The 20,504-nt window shown below is 74.5% G+C and carries 17 protein-coding genes; 12 read left to right on the plus strand and 5 right to left on the minus strand.

All coding sequences use genetic code 11. The annotated features are described in order from the left end of the window. The first annotated feature begins 9 nt into the window (after positions 1-9). Complete coding sequence (locus tag ACFYXE_RS12345; RefSeq protein ID WP_389311680.1) at positions 10-780, plus strand: alpha/beta hydrolase; 771 nt, start codon at positions 10-12, stop codon at positions 778-780. A 3-nt stretch (positions 781-783) separates the two neighbouring features. Here the strand turns inward: ACFYXE_RS12345 and ACFYXE_RS12350 are convergent, their stop codons facing one another. The 3 genes from ACFYXE_RS12350 to ACFYXE_RS12360 all read right to left on the minus strand — a co-directional run bounded on the left by ACFYXE_RS12350 (position 784) and on the right by ACFYXE_RS12360 (position 3,708). After that, a complete protein-coding gene (locus tag ACFYXE_RS12350) occupies positions 784-2,145 on the minus strand; it encodes a DUF2252 domain-containing protein (protein WP_361165603.1) in 1,362 nt (453 codons plus the stop codon). Between the two features lie 133 nt (positions 2,146-2,278). Further along, a complete protein-coding gene (locus tag ACFYXE_RS12355) occupies positions 2,279-3,241 on the minus strand; it encodes an alpha/beta fold hydrolase (protein WP_389311682.1) in 963 nt (320 codons plus the stop codon). Between the two features lie 158 nt (positions 3,242-3,399). Further along, a complete protein-coding gene (locus ACFYXE_RS12360; RefSeq protein WP_389311683.1) occupies positions 3,400-3,708 on the minus strand; it encodes a hypothetical protein in 309 nt (102 codons plus the stop codon). Between the two features lie 168 nt (positions 3,709-3,876). Between ACFYXE_RS12360 and ACFYXE_RS12365 the strand changes: the two genes are divergently transcribed. The 5 genes from ACFYXE_RS12365 (at position 3,877) to ACFYXE_RS12385 (ending at position 8,264) form a co-directional block, all read left to right on the plus strand. Continuing rightward, complete coding sequence (locus ACFYXE_RS12365; protein ID WP_389311685.1) at positions 3,877-4,248, plus strand: arsenate reductase family protein; 372 nt, start codon at positions 3,877-3,879, stop codon at positions 4,246-4,248. 140 nt (positions 4,249-4,388) lie between these two features. Then, positions 4,389-4,859: a hypothetical protein gene (locus ACFYXE_RS12370; RefSeq protein ID WP_361165592.1), complete on the plus strand. Its 471-nt coding sequence runs from the start codon at positions 4,389-4,391 to the stop codon at positions 4,857-4,859. A 171-nt stretch (positions 4,860-5,030) separates the two neighbouring features. Then, on the plus strand, positions 5,031-6,059 hold the full coding sequence (glnII, locus tag ACFYXE_RS12375; RefSeq protein WP_389311687.1) for a glutamine synthetase: 1,029 nt from the start codon (positions 5,031-5,033) through the stop codon (positions 6,057-6,059). A gap of 554 nt (positions 6,060-6,613) precedes the next feature. Continuing rightward, positions 6,614-7,183, plus strand: a complete 570-nt coding sequence (locus tag ACFYXE_RS12380; RefSeq protein WP_361165586.1) for a winged helix-turn-helix domain-containing protein — start codon at positions 6,614-6,616, stop codon at positions 7,181-7,183. 94 nt (positions 7,184-7,277) lie between these two features. Beyond that, entirely contained in the window at positions 7,278-8,264 is a 987-nt protein-coding gene (locus ACFYXE_RS12385) for an NAD-dependent epimerase/dehydratase family protein (protein WP_389311690.1), read from the plus strand. A gap of 72 nt (positions 8,265-8,336) precedes the next feature. Here the strand turns inward: ACFYXE_RS12385 and ACFYXE_RS12390 are convergent, their stop codons facing one another. Beyond that, a complete protein-coding gene (locus ACFYXE_RS12390) occupies positions 8,337-10,535 on the minus strand; it encodes an MMPL family transporter (RefSeq protein ID WP_389311692.1) in 2,199 nt (732 codons plus the stop codon). A 261-nt stretch (positions 10,536-10,796) separates the two neighbouring features. Here ACFYXE_RS12390 and ACFYXE_RS12395 point away from each other — a divergent pair, with 261 nt between their 5' ends. The 3 genes from ACFYXE_RS12395 (at position 10,797) to ACFYXE_RS12405 (ending at position 14,241) form a co-directional block, all read left to right on the plus strand. After that, positions 10,797-12,068 carry a sensor histidine kinase gene (locus tag ACFYXE_RS12395; RefSeq protein ID WP_389311694.1) on the plus strand — a complete coding sequence of 424 codons (1,272 nt, stop codon included), beginning with the start codon at positions 10,797-10,799 and terminating at the stop codon, positions 12,066-12,068. Then, positions 12,053-12,703 (plus strand): response regulator transcription factor, encoded by a 651-nt coding sequence (locus ACFYXE_RS12400; protein WP_361165574.1) that lies wholly within the window; start codon positions 12,053-12,055, stop codon positions 12,701-12,703. The genes ACFYXE_RS12395 and ACFYXE_RS12400 overlap by 16 nt, the downstream gene beginning before the upstream one ends. Positions 12,704-12,783: 80 nt before the next feature. Then, positions 12,784-14,241, plus strand: coding sequence for a DUF1996 domain-containing protein (locus ACFYXE_RS12405; protein WP_389311696.1), 1,458 nt, complete (start codon positions 12,784-12,786; stop codon positions 14,239-14,241). A gap of 39 nt (positions 14,242-14,280) precedes the next feature. On the opposite strand, the gene ACFYXE_RS12410 is transcribed toward ACFYXE_RS12405, so the two are convergent. Beyond that, on the minus strand, positions 14,281-14,721 hold the full coding sequence (locus ACFYXE_RS12410) for a hypothetical protein (protein WP_389311698.1): 441 nt from the start codon (positions 14,719-14,721) through the stop codon (positions 14,281-14,283). 111 nt (positions 14,722-14,832) lie between these two features. Between ACFYXE_RS12410 and ACFYXE_RS12415 the strand changes: the two genes are divergently transcribed. From ACFYXE_RS12415 to ACFYXE_RS12425, 3 genes are all read left to right on the plus strand, one after another. After that, complete coding sequence (locus tag ACFYXE_RS12415; protein ID WP_389311700.1) at positions 14,833-17,973, plus strand: alpha-N-acetylglucosaminidase; 3,141 nt, start codon at positions 14,833-14,835, stop codon at positions 17,971-17,973. A gap of 77 nt (positions 17,974-18,050) precedes the next feature. Further along, entirely contained in the window at positions 18,051-18,554 is a 504-nt protein-coding gene (locus tag ACFYXE_RS12420; RefSeq protein ID WP_389311702.1) for a tetratricopeptide repeat protein, read from the plus strand. Between the two features lie 47 nt (positions 18,555-18,601). Continuing rightward, positions 18,602-20,500 (plus strand): hypothetical protein, encoded by a 1,899-nt coding sequence (locus tag ACFYXE_RS12425; RefSeq protein WP_389312538.1) that lies wholly within the window; start codon positions 18,602-18,604, stop codon positions 20,498-20,500. Positions 20,501-20,504 lie beyond the last annotated feature (4 nt).

Consider the following 20,504-nt stretch of genomic DNA (forward strand, 5'->3'; position numbering starts at 1 on the left):
AGGGGCGGCATGACTCAGGACTCCCCGGCCGTATCCGGCGCCGCACCCGCGGTGTCGGCCTTCCGCCTCGACTGGGGCGGTGAGGAGCTCAGTTGCGCGCAGGCGCTGCCCGATCGCGTCCGGGGGCCCGCCACCACCGTCGTGCTGCTGCACGGCGCCGGGGCCGGCAGCAAGGCCCGGCTCGCTCCCCTCCAGGCGGACTTCGCGGCGCGCGGCTGCCGGTCGCTCGCGCTGGACTTCTCCGGGCACGGCGAAAGCTCGGGGGCGCTGGCCGAGTCGAGCCTGCGGCGGCGGTTCGAGCAGGCGGCCGGGGTGGTCGGGGAGCGGGTGCCGGCCGGTGACGCGCTGGTGTTCGTCGGGTTCAGCATGAGCGGGCAGACCGTCGCGGACCTCGTGGCGCACTTCGGCGGGCGGGTCGCCGGCATCGGGCTGTGCGCGCCCGCCGTGTACGCGCGGGAGGCGTGGCCGCTGCCGTTCGGCGACGGCGACGGACGCTTCACCGAGGTCATCCGGACGCCGGACCGGTGGCGCGACTCCGCGGCGCTCGACGTCTACCGGGACTTCGCCGGGCGCGCGGTGCTCGTCGTGCCCGGCACCGACGCGGTGATCCCGCCCGCGGTGACGGCGGCCGTCGGCGCGGCGCTCGCCACCCGGGCGCGCTTCACCCGGCTCGAACTTCCCGGCGCCGACCACGCGTTGGGCGCCTGGCTGCGGGACCACGCGGCGGACCGGCGGCGGGTGGTGGACGCCGTGCTCGCGGACCGGCCCGGCCGGACGTGAGCCTCACACGCCCGGGGTCGCGGTGAGCACGCCCGCGCCGATGGCCGCGGTGAGCGCCGCGTGGTCGCGGGCGTTCTGCGCGGCGTAGCGCAGCGCGAAGTCGGCGACGGCACGGTCGAAGGTGTCGGAGCCGCCGAGGTAGGCGGCTATCGCGATGCGGTCGCCCGAGCGGGCGTGGGCGCGGGCGAGCGCGGTGCCGCACAGCCGGGCGTAGCCGCGCAGTTCGGCGCCGGACAGGGCGGCGACGTCCACCGAACCCTTCATGTCGCGCAGTTGGCGCCAGTAGAAGGCGCGGCCCTGGGGCCCGGTCATCCAGCCGAGGAAGATGTCGCCCGCCGCCTGCAGCAGCCGCTGGCCCGCCACCACGCGGTGCCCGGGGTGGACGTAGGGCCCGGTCGGCAGGTGTTCCTCGACGACGGACCTGACCGCCTCCTTGATCTGCAGGAACAGCGGGTCGCCCGCGTCGCGTCCGGACAGCAGCACGATGTAGCAGCGGGTGCCGACGCTGCCGACGCCGACGACCTTGCGGGCCGCGTCGACGAAGCGGTAGCGGTCCAGGAGCAGGCGGCGCTCCTCGGCGAGGGTGGAGCGGTAGTCGCCGAAGATCTTGCGCAGGGCGGCCAGGTCGGGGGCGCCCGCCGGTTCGAGGAGCGGCGGGTCGTGGATGATGCGGCGCTCGCCGTCCACGACCTCGGTGAGCTTGCCGAGCGCCTGGAGGCTGGTGCGCCCGCGGGCGCGCTCCAGGGTCGCGGCGGCGCGCTTGCGGTGGCGTCCCGGGCGGACCAGGGGCAGCAGGTCGTGCGCGTCGGTGCGCTCGTACCAGACGGCGAGCTCGCCGAGGCCCGCCAGGCGCCGGATGCCCGCGCGGTAGGCGGCGACGGCGTCCTGCGCGGTGGTGCGGGCGGCGTCCTCGGTGGCGCCGCTGTCGCGGGCGGCGACGGCGGCGCTGGCGGCGAGCCGCTTGACGTCCCACTCGAAGGGGCCGGGGAAGGTCTCGTCGAAGTCGTCGAGGTCGAAGAGCAGGGCGCGTTCGGGCGAGGCGAACAGGCCGAAGTTCAGCAGGTGGGCGTCGCCGCAGAGCTGGACGCGCAGGCCGGTGTGGCGCTGGGCGGCGAGGTCGCCCGCCATGACGGCGGCGGCGCCGCGCAGGAAGGCGAAGGGGGTGGCGGCCATCCGGCCGTAGCGGACGGGCAGCAGGTCGGGGACGCGGTCGGCGCCCTGGCGCTCCAGGACGGCCACCGGGTCGGGGCGGTCGGCGGAGGGGATCCAGGCGCCGTGGGAGGAGCGGGAGGCGCGTTTGCGGGCCGCCTTGCCCGCGTCGGCGCGGGCCTGCGGGGTGCTCGCGCGTGTCTCCGGGGTCGTCATGCCCGCTCCCCTCTCGCGCTCGCCGCGGACAGCGGTCGCCGCGCGGTCGCCGCGGTCACCGGCTGCCCCTCAACAGCAGCCAAGGCGGCCGGGGCCCCGCACGCATGCCTAATACGCCGATCGGGTGACCCGCTCAGCGTCCGGCGCCCGCCCTGCCGGACCTCTCCTCGGCGACGGCCCAGGCGGCGACCAGCTCGGCGAGGGCGCCGCCCGCCCGGACCCAGGCGAAGTGGTCGAGCCGCGCGCCCGCCTCCTGTGCCGTGTGGTGGCGGCGGGTGAGGCGGGCCCCGGGGATCTTGCCGAGGAGGTGGTCGAGGCTGGTGGCGGGGGCGTAGGTGTCGCCCTCGACGGAGACGGCGAGCACGGGCAGCCGCAGTCCCGCGAGGAGCGCCTCGTAGTCGAGCGCGGAGCCCTTGGCGCTGTAGCGGCCGGTGCGCACCTGCCGTGCCCAGTCGCGCATGACGCCCTTGGGCTGGTTGCCGCCGAAGCCGAGGCGGGTGCCGGGCCAGCGGCCGAGCAGGGTGGCCGTCACGGTGATCAGGAGCTGGACCAGGAGCAGGCCGGGGCCGCGCACCGGGCCGAACGCGCGGAACCAGACCGAGCCGGTGGCGACGACCGCCACGCCGTCCACGCCGTCCGCGCCGGACCCGTCGGCCGACGCGGCGTGGATCAGGCCGAGTTGGCCGCCGAGGCTGTGGCCGAGGAGGTGCAGGGGCGGTTCGGGGCCGAGCTCGTCGCGGATCGCGGCGACGACCGCGGGCAGGTCCTCCTCGACGATGGCGCGGTAGCCGTGGCCGGGGGTGCGCGCACCGCGTGCCGCCGACTCGCCCTGGCCGCGCAGGTCGACGGTGAGCGCCGTCATGCCCGCGGCGTGGAGTTGGCGGGCGAAGCGGCGGTAGAAGCGGGCGGGGGTGCCCATGGCGGGCAGCACGAGCACGGCGGGCGCCGGGGGCGGGCCGGGGGCCGGGCCCGAGCCGGACGGCAGGAAGCGCTCGGGGGCGGGGGCGCGCAGGCCGCGCACCGGAAGGCGGGTGCCGTCCGGGAGTTCGGCGGTCGTCACGAGCGGCAGGTCACCGACGGGCTCCGGCTGGGTCATGCGGCCCAGCATCTCCCATCGCACATGCGAGCGGACAGGCCCGTGCGGGAACGGGGCGTGTCCTGGCACGGCGGCCCAAACGCCCCAACGGGGGACGGGTGGTGCGCGCGGACGGGGCCCCGCGGCGGCCGGCTCGCGCCGCGGGGCCCCGCGCGTGCTCAGCGGCTGTAGCGCATGAGCGCCCGCACCATGTGGCACGTGATGTCGGACGGCGGGTGGATGCCGACGTCCTCCGCCATGCTCCGTATCGCGCTGTTCTTCGCCTGGTCCGGCAGGTAGACGCCCGAGTCGAGCAGGGCGATGGCGAGCCGCATGGCCTTCAGGCGGCGGTTGTGGTTGACGTACCACTCGCGCGGGCGCCCGGCGGGCAGCGGCTTCTTCGGCCGCGGCACGTACGGCAGGTCGATCAGAACGGGCTGGGGAACGGTCGGGTAAGCGCGCTTCGATGTGAGTGCGGCAGCGGGCACGGGCATCCTCCTGTCGCGGTCGGGAACCCCCGTCGGGCGCCCTCGAACACTACGGTGATTCTACTGCGCGGCACTGACAATCGCCGCTGGCCAGGCGGCATTTGGGGTGTTCGAATCGAGGGGTGGCGCGCGGCCTGGGGCGGGTGGTTCGGAGGTAGCGTGTGCGGCATGGAGATCTGGATCAACCCCGCCTGTTCGAAGTGCCGGAGCGCGCTCTCGCTGCTCGACGCGCAGGGCGCCGACTACACCGTGCGCCGCTACCTGGAGGACGTGCCGACCGAGGCCGAGATCGACGCCGTCCTCGCGCGCCTGGGCCTGGAGCCCTGGGACATCACGCGCACCCAGGAGCAGGCCGCCAAGGACCTGGACCTCAAGGACCGGACGGCCTGGCCGCGCGACGCGTCGGGCCGCGCCCGGTGGATCGCGGCGCTCGCCGCGCACCCGAAGCTGATCCAGCGCCCGATCATCACGGCGGACGACGGCACGGCGGTGGTGGCCCGCACGGACGAGGCGGTGCGGGACGCGGTCTCGCGCCGGTGACCGGGCGCCGGAGGCCCGCGCGCGGTTGACCGCCGACCGATGGACGAAGTCCGGCAAACCGTTACATACGCCTGCCTAGCGTGGGGTGCTCCACAGGCCGTCGACCGGACGAGGGTTCCGGCACACGGAAGGAGCGCGCCGTGCGGAGCTGGATGTTCGGGGGCGTATACGGAACGGTCCTCGCGAGCGCGCTGCTCGCCGCCCTGCAGTCGTCGGGCACCCCCTACACGCCCTACTACGACGCCTCCTGGGTCCTGGTCACCGCGGGCACGGCCGCCCTCGCGCACGGCTACGCCCACCACATGTCGACGCACCGGCCCGGCTCCGGCGCGCACCGCTGGCGGCAGTTGGCGCGGGCCCTCGCGGACGAGTGGCCGGTGGTCGTCGCCTGCTGGCCGACCGTGGCCCTGCTGCTGCTCGCCGGGGCCCTCCACTGGCCCGAGGACCGCGTCACCACCACCGGGCTGCTGCTGAACGCCGCCCTCCTGTTCGGCTGGGGCACCTTCGCCGCACTGCGGGTCGGCTACCGGCGCCGCTCGGCGGTGCTGATCGGCGCCGCCGACGCGACGATCGGGCTGGCCATCGCCGCCGCCAACGCGGTCATCAAGTAGGGCCCCACGGGCGCCGCGGGGTGACGTCGGACACACCCGCCCCGGGTAACACGGGGTTCACACAAGAGCAACGGTCGGGAAATCGCCGGTTGCCACTCTTCCGGTCATCACCACGGCACCGCAGCACCCGCACGTTCTGCGCCGTACCGAGCGTTATGAGGATGAGGCCCCGTGACCTTCAAGGCTGAGTACATCTGGATCGACGGCACCGCGCCGACCGCCAAGCTCCGTTCGAAGACGAAGATCCTCGCGGACGGCGCGAAGGGCGCGGAGCTGCCGCTCTGGGGCTTCGACGGATCCAGCACGAACCAGGCCGAGGGCCACGCGTCGGACCGCGTCCTGCGACCGGTCTTCACCTGCCCGGACCCGATCCGCGGCGGCGACGACCTGCTCGTGCTGTGCGAGGTCCTCAACACGGACATGACGCCGCACGAGTCCAACACCCGCGCCGAACTGGCCGCGACCGAGGCCCGCTTCGGCGCGCAGGAGCCGATCTTCGGCATCGAGCAGGAGTACACCTTCTTCGAGGGCGACCGCCCGCTCGGCTTCCCCGTCGGCGGCTTCCCCGCCGCGCAGGGCGGCTACTACTGCGGCGTCGGCTCGGACGAGATCTTCGGCCGTGACGTCGTCGAGGCGCACCTGGAGCACTGCCTCGCCGCGGGTCTCGGCATCTCCGGCATCAACGCCGAGGTCATGCCCGGCCAGTGGGAGTTCCAGGTCGGCCCGCTGGCGCCGCTGGAGGTCTCCGACCAGCTGTGGATCGCCCGCTGGCTGCTCTACCGCACCGCCGAGGACTTCAAGGTCTCCGCCACCCTGGACCCCAAGCCGGTGAAGGGCGACTGGAACGGCGCGGGCGCGCACACCAACTTCTCCACCCGGGCGATGCGCGAGGGCTACGCCCCGATCATCACCGCCTGCGAGGCCCTCGGCGAGGGCTCCAAGCCGCTGGACCACGTCAAGAACTACGGCGCCGGCATCGACGAGCGGCTCACCGGCCTGCACGAGACCGCCCCGTGGGACGAGTACAAGTACGGCGTCTCCGACCGCGGTGCCTCCGTGCGCATCCCGTGGCAGGTCGAGGTGGAGCAGAAGGGCTACATCGAGGACCGCCGCCCGAACGCGAACGTCGACCCGTACGTGGTGACGCGGCTGCTCGTCGACACCTGCTGCGCCGCCCTGGAGAAGGCCGGACAGGTCTGACCCGGCCCTTCCCTCCCGTACCTCCGTACTTCCGTAACCCGTACACCCGTACACCCGCGCACCCGCACAGCCGCACAGCCCGCACGCCGCAGGGGCGTCCGCCGGAACGACCGGTGGGCGCCCCTTTCGGGGTTCCCGGGACCGGTGCGTCCACGGAGTGGGACGGATCGGTGGACAGACCCTCCGGAACACCGGCCGGGGACTGGCGCAAACCCTCCGCAGGCCATGTCGGATCCCTGAGCTCACGCACTTTTTCTGGGTGCATTTCACGCCAACTGCCGCCAAGGGTTCGTATCGGTGTGCGACAGGGAACTGCCAGTGACCCACCCATCTGATTCAATGGAGCCATGGGCAGCCACCAGAACACCGCGACGGGTCGTCATGACCTCGAGCCTTTCTGGCCCTCCCGGCAGCATCACGACTTCGACCGGGTGTGTTGCCGCGCGATGAACGCGCGGGCCCTCTAAAGCCGTTCACCCGGCCTTCGCCTGACGCGCACGACGTACGTCTCGTTCTCGACGACTCCTTCTTCGCGCGAAAGAGCTGACTTCACCATGGCGAACTCCCGTACCTTCTCCGCCTCCGCCCCCACCACCCTCACCCCTCCCGTGCCCGCCGCGCGCGGACGCCTGCGGGCCGTCGATCCCGACGAGGTGGTGCAGATCGCCGACTTCCTGCCGCCGGGCGCCCAGTGGCTGCCCGCGCCGCAGCACACCCTGCCGACCCTGCCGGGCCAGCCGCCGATGGTCGGCTACCTCGTCCTCGTACCGGCCGGCCAGGAACCCGTCACCGCCGAGCCGCTGCGCCCCGATCCGCGGCCCGCGCCCGCCGCCGGACCGATCAGGATCGACGGCGTGCAGCGCGCCGCCGAGGTCGACGGACAGCTCCTGGACCTCACCTACCTGGAGTTCGAGCTGCTCGCCCACCTCGTCGCGCACCCCCACCGGGTGCACACCCGCGACCAGTTGGTGACCACGGTGTGGGGCTACGGGCACGTGGGCGACGGCCGGACCGTCGACGTCCACATCGCCCGGCTGCGCCGCAAGCTCGGCGCCGAGCACCGCAGGACGATCCAGACGGTGCGCCGGGTCGGCTACAAGTACGCGCCGGCCACGACCCGCTGACCTGCCGCCCGCCGGTCCGGGGAACCTCTCTGCTGCTCTGCTGCGAGCAGAACCCGGTTCCCCCGGACCGGTCCTGGCGGGCAGAGTCGCCCGCATGAGACTTCTGATGCTGGGCGGAACCGAATTCGTGGGGCGCGCGGTCACCGAGGCGGCCCTCGCCCGGGGCTGGGAGGTGACCGTCTTCCACCGCGGCAGCCGTGCCGCGCCCGCGGGCGCCCGGGTCGTGCACGGCGACCGGCTGGCCGACGACGGCCTCGCCGGGCTCGCCGGGGGCGAGTGGGACGCGGTGGTCGACACCTGGTCGGCGGCGCCCCGCGTGGTGCGCGCGGCGGCCCGGCTGCTCGCCGGCCGCGCCGAGCGGTACGTGTACGTGTCCAGCACCTCGGTGTACGCCACGCCGGGCGCGGCCGGGTCCGACGAGAGCCACCCGGTGGTGGACGGCGACCCGGACGCGGAGGCGACGGCGTACGCCGAGGACAAGCGGGGCGGTGAGCTCGCCGCGCTCGCCGAGTTCGGGGCCGGACGGACCGTGCTGGCCCGGGCCGGGCTGATCCTCGGCCCCTACGAGAACATCGGGCGGCTGCCCTGGTGGCTGGGCCGGATGGCGCGCGGCGGCGACGTGCTGGCGCCCGGCCCGCGCGACCTCGACATCCAGTACGTGGACGTCCGCGACCTCGCCGAGTGGGTTCTCGACGCGGTCGCCGCCGAGCTGCACGGGGCGTACAACCTGGTCAGTCCCCTCGGGCGGTTCACGATGGGCGAGCTGCTCGACGCCTGCGCGGCCGTGACGGGCGGCGCCGCGACGCTGCGCTGGACGGCGCCGGAGGTGGTGCTCGACGCGGGCATCGAGCAGTGGATGGAGCTGCCGGTGTGGCTGGCGCCGGGCGAGCTGCACGACACGCTGCACCGCACGTCCTCGGCGAAGGCGGTCGCCGCGGGGCTGGCGACCCGGCCCGTCGCCGAGACCGTGCGCGACACGTGGGAGTGGCTGCGGTCCATCGGCGGGACGGCACCGCAGCGGCCCGACCGTCCCGTGGTCGGACTCGCCCCCGACAAGGAGGCCAAGGCACTGGGCCGGTGAGCCGGGCGTGCCGCACCACGAGGGGCCCCGGCGCACCACGCGCCGGGGCCCCTCGTGGTGCGGGTCGAGCGGTCAGCGGCCGCTCGGCACCGGGGCGCCGGGCCGTGCGGACCCGGCCGGGGCCTCGGCCCCCGCGTCCTCGTGGGAGATCCGCGGCAGCCACCGCAGCCAGCTCGGCGTGTGCCAGTTGCGCTCGCCGAGGACGGTCATCAGGGACGGCAGCAGGATCATCCGGACCACCGTCGCGTCCAGCAGGACCGCCACGCCCAGACCCACGCCCATCTGCTGCATGTCCTGCATGGACAGCGTGCCGAACACCGCGAAGACCGCCACCATGATCACGGCCGCGCCGGTGACCGCGCCCGCCGTGCGGGTGATGCCCTCCCGGATCGCCGAGCGGTTGTCCATGCCCCGGTCACGGGCCTCACGGATCCGGGAGACCACGAACACGTGGTAGTCCATGGAGAGTCCGAAGAGGACGACCAGGACGAACAGCGGCATCCAGTTCTCGATCGCGCCGACCTGCTCCGAACCGATCAGCTCCGCGCCCCAGCCGTGCTGGAAGACGGCGGTCATCACGCCGTAGGCGGCGCCCACCGACAGCAGGTTCAGCGCGATCGACGTCACCGCGATCACCACCGAGCGGAAGCTGAAGAGCATCAGCAGGAACGTCACCGCGGTGATGAAGGCGAACACCGGCACGATGCCCCGCCCGAGCTGGTCGCCGAAGTCCTCGGAGGAGGCCAGGTCGCCGCCCACGTAGGCCTGCGCGTCCACGCCGTCGAACGCGGCCGGGACCGTGTCGTCCCGCAGCGTCGCCAGCGCCCGCTTCGCCTCGGCGTCGGTGCCGTCGCCCGGCAGCGGGACGGCGATCTCGGCGACGCCCGCCGCCCGGTGGACGGTCAGCTCGGCGCCCTCGCCCGCCTTCCTCGTCACCGTGCCGAGCGCGTCCCGCACCTGCCGCCCCTCGATGTCTTCGGCGTGGTCGGCCTTGACGACCACCCGGGCCGGGGCGGGACCGCCGGGGAACTCCGCGGTGATCTTCTTGTACGCCACCGAGAGCGGGGCGTCCGAGCCGAACTGCTTCTCCAGGCCCAGCTGTTCCGTCTTCATGCCGAGCGCGGGCGCGGCCAGGACCAGCAGCAGCACGGCCGCCGCGGCGGCGAAGAACTTCGGGCGGGCCAGGACCGGCCGCAGGACGGTGCCCGCGACCCCGCCGCCGGCATGCGTGCCCTTCTTCGTGCGGCGGCGCAGGAACGGGATGCGGCCCGCGTCGATCCGGTCGCCGAGCCCGGCGAGCAGCGCGGGCAGCACCGTGACCGAGCCGAGCATCGCCACGCACACCACGAGGATCGTGGCCAGGGCGAAGCCCTTGAAGAGCAGCAGACCGGACAGGAACATGCCCGCCATCGCGACCATCACCGTCAGGCCCGAGACCAGGACGGCGCGTCCGCTGGTGGCCGCGGCGATCCGCAGCGCCGTGTCCGCGTCGCGGCCCGCCGCCCGCTCGTCCCGCTCGCGGCGCAGGTAGAACAGGCAGTAGTCGACGCCGACCGCCAGGCCCATCAGGAACATCACGGAGTACGTCGTCTCGAACAGGTGCAGCCGGTGGCTGGCGAGGGACAGCAGCCCGAACGTGGCCACGCAGGCGGTGAGCGCCAGGCCGACCGGGAGCAGCGCGGCGACCACCGCGCCGAAGGCGACCAGGAGGATGCCGAGCGCCAGGGGCACGGCGGTGAACTCGGCCTTCTTCAGGTCGTCGGCGAGCAGGTCCGACAGGTGCTTCTCGGAGCTCGCGTCGCCGAACTGGTGGACGGTGATGCCCTGGGCCTTCCCGTCCTCCGCCGCCTTGGCCACGGCGTCGAGGACGGGCTGGATGCGGTCCGCCGCCTCGTCCGACGGGCCCTTGATCTCGAAGCGGAGCAGCGCGTCCCTGCCGTTCCCGGAGGGCAGCGGCGCCTTGACGCCGCGGGTCTCGCCGGTCGCGGTCAGCGCCTTGGAGAGGTCGCCCGCCGCGTCCCGCCAGCCGCCCGGCATCCGGGAGCCGACCAGGACGAGCTCGCCGGCGGGCTCGTCGATGCCCGCGTCCTTGAGGATCGCGGCGGCGCGGCCCGAGTCGCCGACGCCCATCTCGTCCTCGGTCGCGGTGACCATGCCCGAGGCCCCGCCGACGGCCGTGGCGAGGACGACGAAGAGGAGCCAGCCGAGGACGGCCGTCTTGCGATGGTGTGCGCTCCACACCCCGAGTCGTGCCGCGAGATTCCGCCTCATGGCGCTTCGCCCCCATCAGATCTGCGTGAGTATGCGTCGGACAAGACGCCACTCACGCTAGGAATCCCGGGCCCCGCGCCCCAGCCGCCGGGGCCCCCTGTCGCGGAAGCACAGGGCGAGGCCCGGGGGTGTCGTCAGGTACACCCCCCGCCGGGTGGTCCGGCCCCTGACCGAGGCCGCTCCCACCAGGAAGAATGTGAGACGTGCCGGACGCGTGCAGCGCGGACGGGGAGGCGACGCACGACGAGAGGGCTGAGGGCGATGAGGAAACTGAAGGAAGCGGTGGCGGCGGGGGCCCAGGGCCTCTACCTCACGATCGCCGCGCTGGCGGGCTCCATCACGCTCTTCGTCCTGTCGGTCCTCTCGATCGCGTTCATCCTGCTCGGCATCGGTGTCCTCACCACGCCGCCGGTCCTCAAGGCGGTGCGCGCGTACGCCGACGCGTACCGCAGGGGCGCCCGGTCCTGGTCGGGCGTGGACATCCCCTCGCCCTACCGGCCGCTGCCCGCCGACCTGCGCACGGGTGTCACCGGGCAGGTGGAGCGCTGCTCGCTGCTCCTGAAGGACCCGGCGACCTGGCGCGACCTGCAGTGGCTCCTGGTCAACATGACCGCGGGCGCCGTCGTCGTGGTCCTCGCGCCCTCGCTGCTGCTCTACCTGCTGTACGGCTGGGTGCTGGCCCTCGGCGTGTGGGAGCCCATCTACGACGCGGGCGGCGGCGAGTGGTTCGCGTTCATCCACGTCACCTCGCAGACCACCGCGAACTACGCGGCCCTGCTCGGCACCGGCTTCTTCGCCCTCGCCGTCTTCGTCAACCCGGGCCTCGTCCGTGCGCACTTCCTCCTCGCCCGTACGCTCCTCGCGCCCACCGCGACCATGCGGGAACGCGAACTGGCCCGCCGCGTGGACCGGCTGACCGAGACCCGGCACGACGCCGTGGACAACTCCGCGGCCGAACTGCGCCGCATCGAGCGCGACCTGCACGACGGCGCGCAGGCCCGGCTGGTCGCCATGGGAATGGACCTCGGCACCATCGAGGCGCTCGTCGACGCCGACCCCGCCAAGGCCAAGGAGCTGCTCGCCCGGGCCCGGCAGAACTCCGGCGAGGCGCTCACCGAGCTGCGCGACCTGGTCCGCGGCATCCACCCGCCGGTGCTGGCCGAGCGCGGCCTGGGCGACGCGGTGCGGGCGCTCGCGCTGCGGCTGCCGATCAGCACCGAGGTCGACGTGGAACTGGCAGGACGGGCCGAGGAGTCGGTCGAGTCGGCCGCGTACTTCGCGGTGAGCGAGTCGCTGACGAACGCGATCAAGCACTCGGGCGCGGACCGCATCTGGGTGGACGTGCACCACGCCGAGGGCATGCTGCGCATCGCCGTGACCGACGACGGCAAGGGCGGCGCGGCCATGGGGGCGGGCTCGGGGCTGAGCGGCGTCGAACGCCGACTCGGTACATTCGACGGCGTACTGGCCGTCAGCAGTCCCGCGGGCGGCCCGACCATGGTGACCATGGAGATCCCTTGCGAGTTGTCCTAGCCGAAGACCTCTTCCTGCTGCGCGACGGCCTGGTGCGGATGCTGGAGGCGTTCGACTTCGAGATCGCGGCGGCCGTGGAGAGCGGGCCGGAACTGACCAAGGCCCTGGCCGAGTTGCAGCCGGACGTCGCCGTCGTCGACGTCCGGCTCCCGCCGTCCCACACGGACGAGGGCCTGCAGTGCGCGCTCGCGGCCCGCCGGGCCCGCCCCGGCCTGCCCGTCCTGGTCCTCTCGCAGCACGTGGAGCAGCTGTACGCCCGCGAGCTCCTGGCCGACGGCAACGGCGGGGTGGGGTATCTCCTCAAGGACCGGGTCTTCGACGCCGCGCAGTTCGTCGACGCGGTGCGCCGGGTCGCGGCGGGCGGCACGGCGATGGACCCGCAGGTGATCCAGCAGCTCCTGTCGCGGCAGCGCGCCGACCAGCCGATCGGCGCGCTGACCCCGCGCGAGCGCGAGGTGCTCGAACTGATGGCGCAGGGCCGGTCGAACGCGGCGATCGCGGCGCAGCTCGTCGTCACCGAGCGGGCCATCGCCAAGCACACGTCGAACATCTTCGGAAAGCTCGATCTCGCGGTCTCCGACGACGACAACCGGCGGGTCCTCGCGGTGCTCGCCTATCTGGATCAGGGGCGATGAATCCGGTGCACGGCTGCCGGCAATTCCGGTAATCCCGGGGCCGGTTGAACGGGGGGCACGGCTGGTGCGTACGTAGTCCCATGGGACGCACATCACGACGCACATCTCGAAAACGATCAAAACGTGCCGGCCGGGCGGTCGCCGCCTCGGTGGCGCTGCTTCTCGGCGGCGGCGGTCTTGTCGCGGTGAATGTCTACGCGAACGCCGAGGAGGGCTCCGATCGGCCACCCCCGCAGAGCGCGGGACAGCAGGTGTCGACCATCAGCTGCCCGGACGTGGCCAACCAGCTCCCCGAGGTGCCGGAATCCGCGCGCGGCGACGTCGACCGCAGGCTCGCCGATCTGGACAGCCAGATCACCCGCGCCTACACCGATTTCTCCCGGGCCGCCGACGGGGAGAAGGACTCCGTGCTCGGCCCGCTGGAGGAGCAGCGGCGCGGCACGCTCGGCGAGATCTCCGACGCCATGGACCGGGCGGGCGCCCGGCCCGAGGGCATCGACGGCATGGCGCCGTGCACGCTGCGCGCCGACGACCGGACCGGTCGCGGTCAGGGCGGTCAGGGCGGTCAGGGCGGTCAGGGTCAGGGCGAGGGCCAGGACCAGGGCGAGGGCCAGGATCAGGGGCAAGGCCAGGACCAGGGCCAGAGCGCCAACGGCCCCGAGGCCGGTGACTTCGTCAAGATCCAGTCCGTGCGGCCGAACGTCCGGCGCCCCCGCGACGGACGCAACGCCTCGCGCGGCACCTTCACCACGGCATGCGGCCGGAACGAGAACGGGAAGTTCAATCCGGACAACGTCATCGTCGCGCCGGGCGTGAGCAACGGCGCCCACCACATGCACGACTACGTGGGGAATCAGGCGACGGACGCCTTCTCCAGCGACGAGGAACTCGCGAACGGCGAGACGAGCTGCCGCAATCAGGGCGACCGGTCGACGTACTACTGGCCCGTGCTGCGGCTGCAGAACGGGAAGAACGAGGACGACGCCCAGGCCGACGGCGGCGGCAAGGACCAGAACGTCGGCGAGATCCAGACCCCGGCCTCCGTGACGCTGAAGTTCGCCGGGAATCCGCGCGGCAAGGTCGTCGCGATGCCGCGTTTCCTGCGCATCATCACCGGTGACGCCAAGGCGTTCACCAATGGCGACGCCAACGCCAACGCGTCGTGGAGCTGCACCGGATTCGAGAACCGGCAGTTGAAGGACAAGTACCCGATCTGTCCGAAGGGCAGCAAGGTCGTCCGGACATTCAACTTCCAGAGCTGCTGGGACGGCCGGAACACCGACAGCGCCAACCACCGCACCCACGTCGCCTTCGCCGACCCCCGCACCGGCGCCTGCCCGCAGGGCTTCCGGGCCGTCCCGCAGCTGGTCCAGCGCGTCGTCTACGACGTGCCGCCGGGCCCCGGTTTCGCCGTCGACTCCTTCCCCGAGCAGCTGCACAAGCCCGTCACCGACCACGGGGACTTCATCAACGTCTTCGACGAGCGGCTGATGAAGCGCGTGGCGCAGTGCGTCAACTCCGGGCGGCGCTGCACCTGATCCCGGGCCGGGCGGTGCCCGCGGGCCGAACCTCCCCCCTCAGCCCGCGCCGGCCAGGCCGCCCGCGCCCTCCATGCGGTGACCGTGGTGGCCGCCCCCGTGCCCCTGTGCGGCGTCCACCACGGTCCCGCCGAGGCGGTCGCGCAGCGCCGAGATGTCCCCGGCGCCGCCGACCGCCACCCAGCGCCCGCCGACGAGGTACGTGCCCCCGTAGTCGTTCGCCCCGTCGAGCCACTCGGCCTGGCCGCGGGCGGTGGCGAAGGTGACGAGGACGTAGCGCCTGGCGCCGTCCGCACAGATGGCCTGGCGCAGTTCGGCCGCGTCCGTCTGGACGTCGGGCCTGCACCCCGCCTCGGCCGCGAGCCGCTCCAGGCTGCCGCGCGCCGTGTCCGGTGCGCCGTCACCCCCCGAGCCGCAGCCCGCCACCGCGAGCAGCCCCGCCACCGCCACGCCCCCGAGCACGCTCCGCGCTGTCCGCATCGTCCCACCAGACCCTTCCGGCGACCTGAACTCGCCATCTCTTTCCGCACCGTTGAGCACGGACGGGGGCGCGGATACCGTGCGCCGCAGCCTCACCCCAAGGGGGTACGCATGTCCGCACCGTCCCGACGTTCCGTGCTCGGCACCGCGGGTGCGCTCGGCTTCGGCGCCGCCGTCGGCGGGGTGCCGCGGCCGGCCCGGGCCGCCGACGGCACCACCGGTGCCGGCAAGGGCCCCGCCTTCGATACGGATTCCGCGCGCGCGGCGCTCAACAGACTGCTGCCGCGTCACGCGGAACAGATACGGCTGGACCTCCTCCCGGCGCGGGACGGCGACGGCCGCCGCACGGACCGGTTCCGGGTGACCGGGGCCACCGGGCGCGTCGAGGTGGCGGGCACCACGCCCGCCGTCCAGCTCACCGGCGTCCACTGGTACCTGAAGTACGTCTGCGGGGCCCACCTCACCTGGAACGGCAGCCAACTGGACCTGCCGCGCAGGCTGCCCGCGCAGGCGCGTCCGCTGGCCCGGTCCACCGCGCTCCCCCACCGGTTCGCCCTCAACGACACCAACGACGGGTACACCGCGCCGTACGCGGACTGGGCGTACTGGGAGCGGATGATCGACGTGCTCGCCCTGCACGGCTGCAACGAGGTCCTGGTGACCGCGGGCGCCGAGGCCGTCTACCACCGGGTGCTGCGGGAGTTCGGCTACTCCGACGCGGAGGCCAGGGCGTGGCTGCCCGCCCCCTCGCACCAGCCCTGGTGGCTGCTGCAGAACCTCGCCGGGTACGGCGGGCCGCTCTCCGGCCGGCTGATCGCCGACCGGGCCGCGCTGGGCCGGCGCATCGTGCGGCGGCTGCGCGACCTCGGCATGGCGCCGGTGCTGCCCGGCTACTACGGCAACGTGCCCGACGGCTTCGTCGCCCGCAACGGCGGTGACGCGCGCGTCGTGCCGCAGGGCTCCTGGCACGGCTTCGCACGGCCCGACTGGCTCGACCCGCGGACCACCGCGTTCGCCCGGGTCGCCGCGTCCTTCTACCGGCACCAGGAGCAGCTCTTCGGCCCCGCCGACCACTTCAAGATGGACCTGCTGCACGAGGGCGGCACCGCGGGCGACGTGCCCGTGCCCGACGCCGCCCGCGGCGTGGAGCGGGCGCTGCGCACCGCGCGGCCCGGCGCGACCTGGGTGATCCTGGGCTGGGAGGCCAATCCGCTGCCCGCGCTGCTCGACGCCGTCGACAGGAAGCGCATGCTCGTCGTGGACGGTGTCGCGGACCGGTTCGCGGGCGTGACCGACCGGGAGGAGGACTGGGGCGGCACCCCGTACGCGTTCGGGACGATCCCCAACTTCGGCGGGCGCACCACCCTCGGCGCCCGCACCCACGTCTGGAACGAGAAGTTCTTCGCCTGGCGCGACAAGGCGGGCAGCGCGCTCGCCGGCACCGCGTTCATGCCCGAGGCCACCGACCGCGACCCCGCCGCCTTCGAGCTCTTCTCCGAACTGGCCTGGAGGCGGGAGCCGGTGGACCGGGCCGCCTGGTTCGCCGGGTACGCCGACTTCCGCTACGGCGGGCGCGACCGCCGGGCCCGGGACGCCTGGCGCGCCCTCGACGAGACCGCCTACCGGCACACCGCCGTCGAGCGCAGCGACCCGCACGACTCCCTGTTCGCCGCGCGCCCCGACCTCGCGGCCGCCCGCGCCGCGGAGTACGCGCCGCGCGCCCTCACCTACGACCCGGGCCGCTTCGACGCCGCGCTCACCGGGCTCCTCGGCGTGTCCGGCGCCCTGCGCGGCAGCGCGGCCTACCGCAACGACCTGGTCGACGTCGCCCGGCAGGCGCTCGCCCACCGCGGCCGCCAGCTCCTGCCGCAGCTGCGGGACGCCTTCGCGCGGCAGGACCGGGAGACCTTCGGCGCCCTGTCGACGCTGTGGCTGCGCCTGATGCGGCTCTCCGACGAGGTCACCGGGACCGCCCCGGCCTTCCTCCTGGGCCCGTGGGTGGACGCCGCCCGCCGCGCGGGCACCGGCGAGGCCGAGAGCGCCGGGTTCGAGCGGACCGCGAAGGTCCTGATCACCGTGTGGGGCGACCGCGCCACGGCCGACGGCGGGCGGCTGCACGACTACGGCAACCGTGAATGGCACGGCCTCATGGGCGACTTCTACCTGCCGCGGTGGCAGCGGTGGCTCGACGAGCTGGCCGACGCGCTGGCGGCCGGGCGGGCGCCGAGGGCCGTCGACTGGTTCGCGGTCGAGGAGCCGTGGACGCGGGAGCGGAAGGAGTACCCGCTGCGGCCGGTCGGCTCGCCGTACCGGGCGGCCTCCCGGGTCCGGGACGTCCTCGCGCGGGCCCCCTACCAGGGCGGCGTGGAGGTCACGGCGGACCCGCCCGCCCTGCCGCCGGGCGGATCGGCCCGCCTGACGGCCGCCTTCCGCAACGTCAACGGGCTGCGGGCCACCGGCCGGGTCGACTTCGCCCTGACGGGACTCGACGCGGAGCCGACCGGGCCCCTGTCACTGCCCCGGGTGGCTCCCGCGGGGACGGGCCGGGTCGCCTGGCGGGTCCAGGCGCCGGACACCCCGCTGGACCGGCCGCTGCGGGCCCTGCCGTACGGGATCACCGCACGGTACGGTCCCGCGGGCGAGCGGCGGGTGTCCGCCGTGCGGTCCGGGACGCTGTTCGAGGCGGGTCCGGTGAGCGGCGACTGGCGGACGTACAGCACCAACGACGCGGTCTTCGGGGAGCTGGCCGGGCGGTACGCGATCGACGGGGGCGGCGCCGACCTGTGGAAGGGCACGGCCGAGTTCGGGGCGCTGTACCGGGCAGGGGCGCTGCGGGACGGGGTCTCGGTGACGGTGCGGGTGGACTCCCAGGCGGTGACGGGCCCGTGGGCGCGGGCTGGCATCGTCGCCCGTGACGCGCTGGCGACGCCGGGGGCGCGCGGCTTCGTCGACCTCGCGGTGACCCCGGCGAACGGGGTGGTGCTCTCGTACGACACGAACGGGGACGGCACGCTGGACACGTACCAGCGCCTCACCGGCATCGAGGCGCCGGTGCTGTTGCGGCTGTCCCGGGCCGCGGGCGTGTTCACGGGGGCGTGCTCCACGGACGGCGGGGCGTCGTGGCGGACGGTGGCGGCGGTGCCGGTCGCCGGGGCGGGGGCGGCGCAGGACGTGGGGATGTTCATGAGCGCGACGCACGGGGGCGACGGGGCGCGCGGGACGGTGGAGTTCAGCGGGTGGCGGGTGGTGTGAGCGGGTCGCGGGTGGCGTGCGGCAGGCCGTGGGGAAAAGGAGGTGACGGGGCGGGGCCCGGGTGACAGGGTGGCGGCATGGATGACGCGTGGGAGAAGCGGCTCGGGGTCGCGTGGGACCGTCTGGACACCTACGACGAGGAGAACGCCGGGGAGTTCCGTGCCCTGATCGACGGCCTCGCCGCCGAGCTGCCCGAAGGGCACCCCGCCGGGCTCTTCGAGCGGGCCTGCGCCTTCGACTCCACGGGCCACTCGGACCGTGCCGTGCCGCTCTACCGGGAGGCCCTGGAGCGCGGACTCGACGGCTACCGCAAGCGGCGCACGGTCATCCAGCTCGCCAGCTCCCTGCGGAACGTGGGCCGGGCCGAGGAGGGCGTCGCCCTGCTGACGCCGGAACTGGACGCGCCGTCGGACGAGTTGGACGACGCCGTGCGGGCCTGCCTCGCCCTGTGCCTGGCGAACCTGGGACGGGAGCGCGAGGGGCTCTCCCTGGTGCTCGGCGCCCTCGCCCCCCATCTGCCGCGCTACCAGCGCTCGATGGCCAACTACGCCCGCGAACTCGTGGCGGACACACCGGCATGAGGTGACCATCCGACGATTCGCTCGTTTTGCTGAACGTGTCGTCGAAAGTGCAGTCCCCGTCGAAGTCCCCCCACCCCAGCGGCCCCGCTCCCGTCGTCGACGTGGAGCAGGCCGAGGCCGCCCTCGTCGAGCACTACCCGCGGCTCGTCCGGCTGGCCTATCTCGTGCTGCCGCCGAGCCTCGGCCGCAACCGCCGCGTCCTGACCGCCCACGCCCTCACCCAGCGCGCCCTGCCGCGCAGCCGCAGGCCGGGGGCCGGCATCCCGGGCCAGCGGGGCGGCGGCGCGTCCGACCCCGGGTACGCGTACGTCCGCGTCCAGGTGCTGCGCGGCGCCCTGGACGCGGGCGTCCCCCTGCACTGGCGGTCCTGGCCCAAGCGGGCCCAGCTGCCGCCGGTGCTGCCGCAGGTCCGCGGGCTGCGGCTGTTCCCGCGCTCGGGCGGTTCCGACGAACTCGCCCTGGACCAGCGGCTTGCCGCCCTGTCCGGGGCCGGCCGCGCCGCCTTCGTGCTGCGCGGCCTGGAAGGGCTCGACGACGCGGCCGTGGAAGCGGTGCTGGCCGCCGCCGGGTGCGACGACCCCGAGGACGCGCTCGACGAGGCCGACGAGGTCGAGGCGGGGCACGAGCTCCTCGCCTCCCCCGAGTTCGACCCCTGCACCCTGCAGGCCAGGCCGACGGATCTGATGCGGCGCAGGCAGCACATGAAGGCCGCGGGCGTCGCGGCCGCCGCCGCGCTGGTGTGCGGGGCGCTGCTCGGGCTGCCGGGCGACGGCTGGGGCCCGGACGGCGCCGCGGCCCCGCCGTACGCGCGCAACCCGGCCGGGCAGGCCGCCCTGGACCCCGGGCAGCTGACGACGGCCGCGGCGGGGGCGTGGAAACGTTCCGCTCGCACCGACTTCTCCGTGTGGCCCGCGCGCGGCGGCCTGGTCGGCGACGAGGACCTGCTGCGCCGCGCCCTCGCCGTCTGGGCCAGGCCCGGCGAGTCCGTGCAGGTCTCGGCGACACCGGGGACCGCGGCCGGGGCGCCGCCCGGACCCGCCCAGCTGCTGTTCGCCGGTGAGGTCGACTCCGCCCGCGTGGTGCTGTTCTACGACGGGCTGCGCATCGTGCGGTACGCCGAGCCGCTGAAGGGCACCAGTGGCGCCGCCCTCGACTTCGCGCGCGTGGACGGCGCGACCGGCACGGAGGCGAACGCCGTCGTCGTCAACCGCGCCGACGGCAACATCCGCTACCTGACGGCCCCCTGGGTCCGGGCGGCCGGGGTGCAGGACCTGCTGAAGCCCGCCGCCCGGCCCGCCGCGCTGCACCGCTCGAAGGACGGCGTCACCGACCCGTTCTCCGGTCCCGTGCAGACCGGCCGGTGCACGTCGTGGAACGCGCTGCGGCTGCGCGACCACTCCGGCGCGACCCGCCTGTCGACCGACCTCGGCGAGCTCGTGCCCGCGCACCTGACCGCGGGCCGCCCGCAGGCCCCGCGCGAGGCGACGCCCGCCGAGTGGTCGAAGTCGGCGTGCTCGCTGGCCACGATCCGCTCGCACGGCGTGCGCACGGTGAACTCCTGGACGTACGCGCAGCAGGCGCTCCCCGAGGGCAACGGGACGGCGAGCTGGGTCTGCACCCGCGCCGAGACGTGGCGGGGCGCGGACAGCCGCATCCTCGCGCAGTTCCAGACCGCCGCCGGGCCCGCGGGCGCGATCGCCGCGAAGTCCGAGGACTCCCCCGCGTGCGGCGCCCGCGACCCGCAGGTGCTCGCGGGCGTCCGCTGGAAGTCCCGGGCGGGCACCTGGTACCTGCTGGCCGCGGGCAGCAGGCAGGTCGCCTCGATCACCGCGACGGGCGGCGGCCCGGTGCCCGGCCACGTCCTGGCGGCGCGCACCGGACGGAACGCCGAGGTCAGCCTGACCGGCACGCTGGCCGACGGGAAGAAGGTGACCACGCTGCGGTAGCGGG

This window comes from Streptomyces sp. NPDC002564 (assembly GCF_042889645.1).
Lineage (GTDB): Bacteria > Actinomycetota > Actinomycetes > Streptomycetales > Streptomycetaceae > Streptomyces.

Bases quoted from the DNA above. Each gene is read 5' to 3' on its own strand.
- ACFYXE_RS12345 (WP_389311680.1), top strand. From the start codon at position 10: ATGACTCAGGACTCCCCGGCCGTATCCGGCGCCGCACCCGCGGTGTCG.
- ACFYXE_RS12350 (WP_361165603.1), bottom strand. From the start codon at position 2,145: ATGACGACCCCGGAGACACGCGCGAGCACCCCGCAGGCCCGCGCCGAC.
- ACFYXE_RS12355 (WP_389311682.1), bottom strand. From the start codon at position 3,241: ATGACCCAGCCGGAGCCCGTCGGTGACCTGCCGCTCGTGACGACCGCC.
- ACFYXE_RS12365 (WP_389311685.1), top strand. From the start codon at position 3,877: ATGGAGATCTGGATCAACCCCGCCTGTTCGAAGTGCCGGAGCGCGCTC.
- ACFYXE_RS12380 (WP_361165586.1), top strand. From the start codon at position 6,614: ATGGCGAACTCCCGTACCTTCTCCGCCTCCGCCCCCACCACCCTCACC.
- ACFYXE_RS12385 (WP_389311690.1), top strand. From the start codon at position 7,278: ATGAGACTTCTGATGCTGGGCGGAACCGAATTCGTGGGGCGCGCGGTC.
- ACFYXE_RS12390 (WP_389311692.1), bottom strand. From the start codon at position 10,535: ATGAGGCGGAATCTCGCGGCACGACTCGGGGTGTGGAGCGCACACCAT.
- ACFYXE_RS12395 (WP_389311694.1), top strand. From the start codon at position 10,797: ATGAGGAAACTGAAGGAAGCGGTGGCGGCGGGGGCCCAGGGCCTCTAC.
- ACFYXE_RS12405 (WP_389311696.1), top strand. From the start codon at position 12,784: ATGGGACGCACATCACGACGCACATCTCGAAAACGATCAAAACGTGCC.
- ACFYXE_RS12410 (WP_389311698.1), bottom strand. From the start codon at position 14,721: ATGCGGACAGCGCGGAGCGTGCTCGGGGGCGTGGCGGTGGCGGGGCTG.
- ACFYXE_RS12415 (WP_389311700.1), top strand. From the start codon at position 14,833: ATGTCCGCACCGTCCCGACGTTCCGTGCTCGGCACCGCGGGTGCGCTC.
- ACFYXE_RS12420 (WP_389311702.1), top strand. From the start codon at position 18,051: ATGGATGACGCGTGGGAGAAGCGGCTCGGGGTCGCGTGGGACCGTCTG.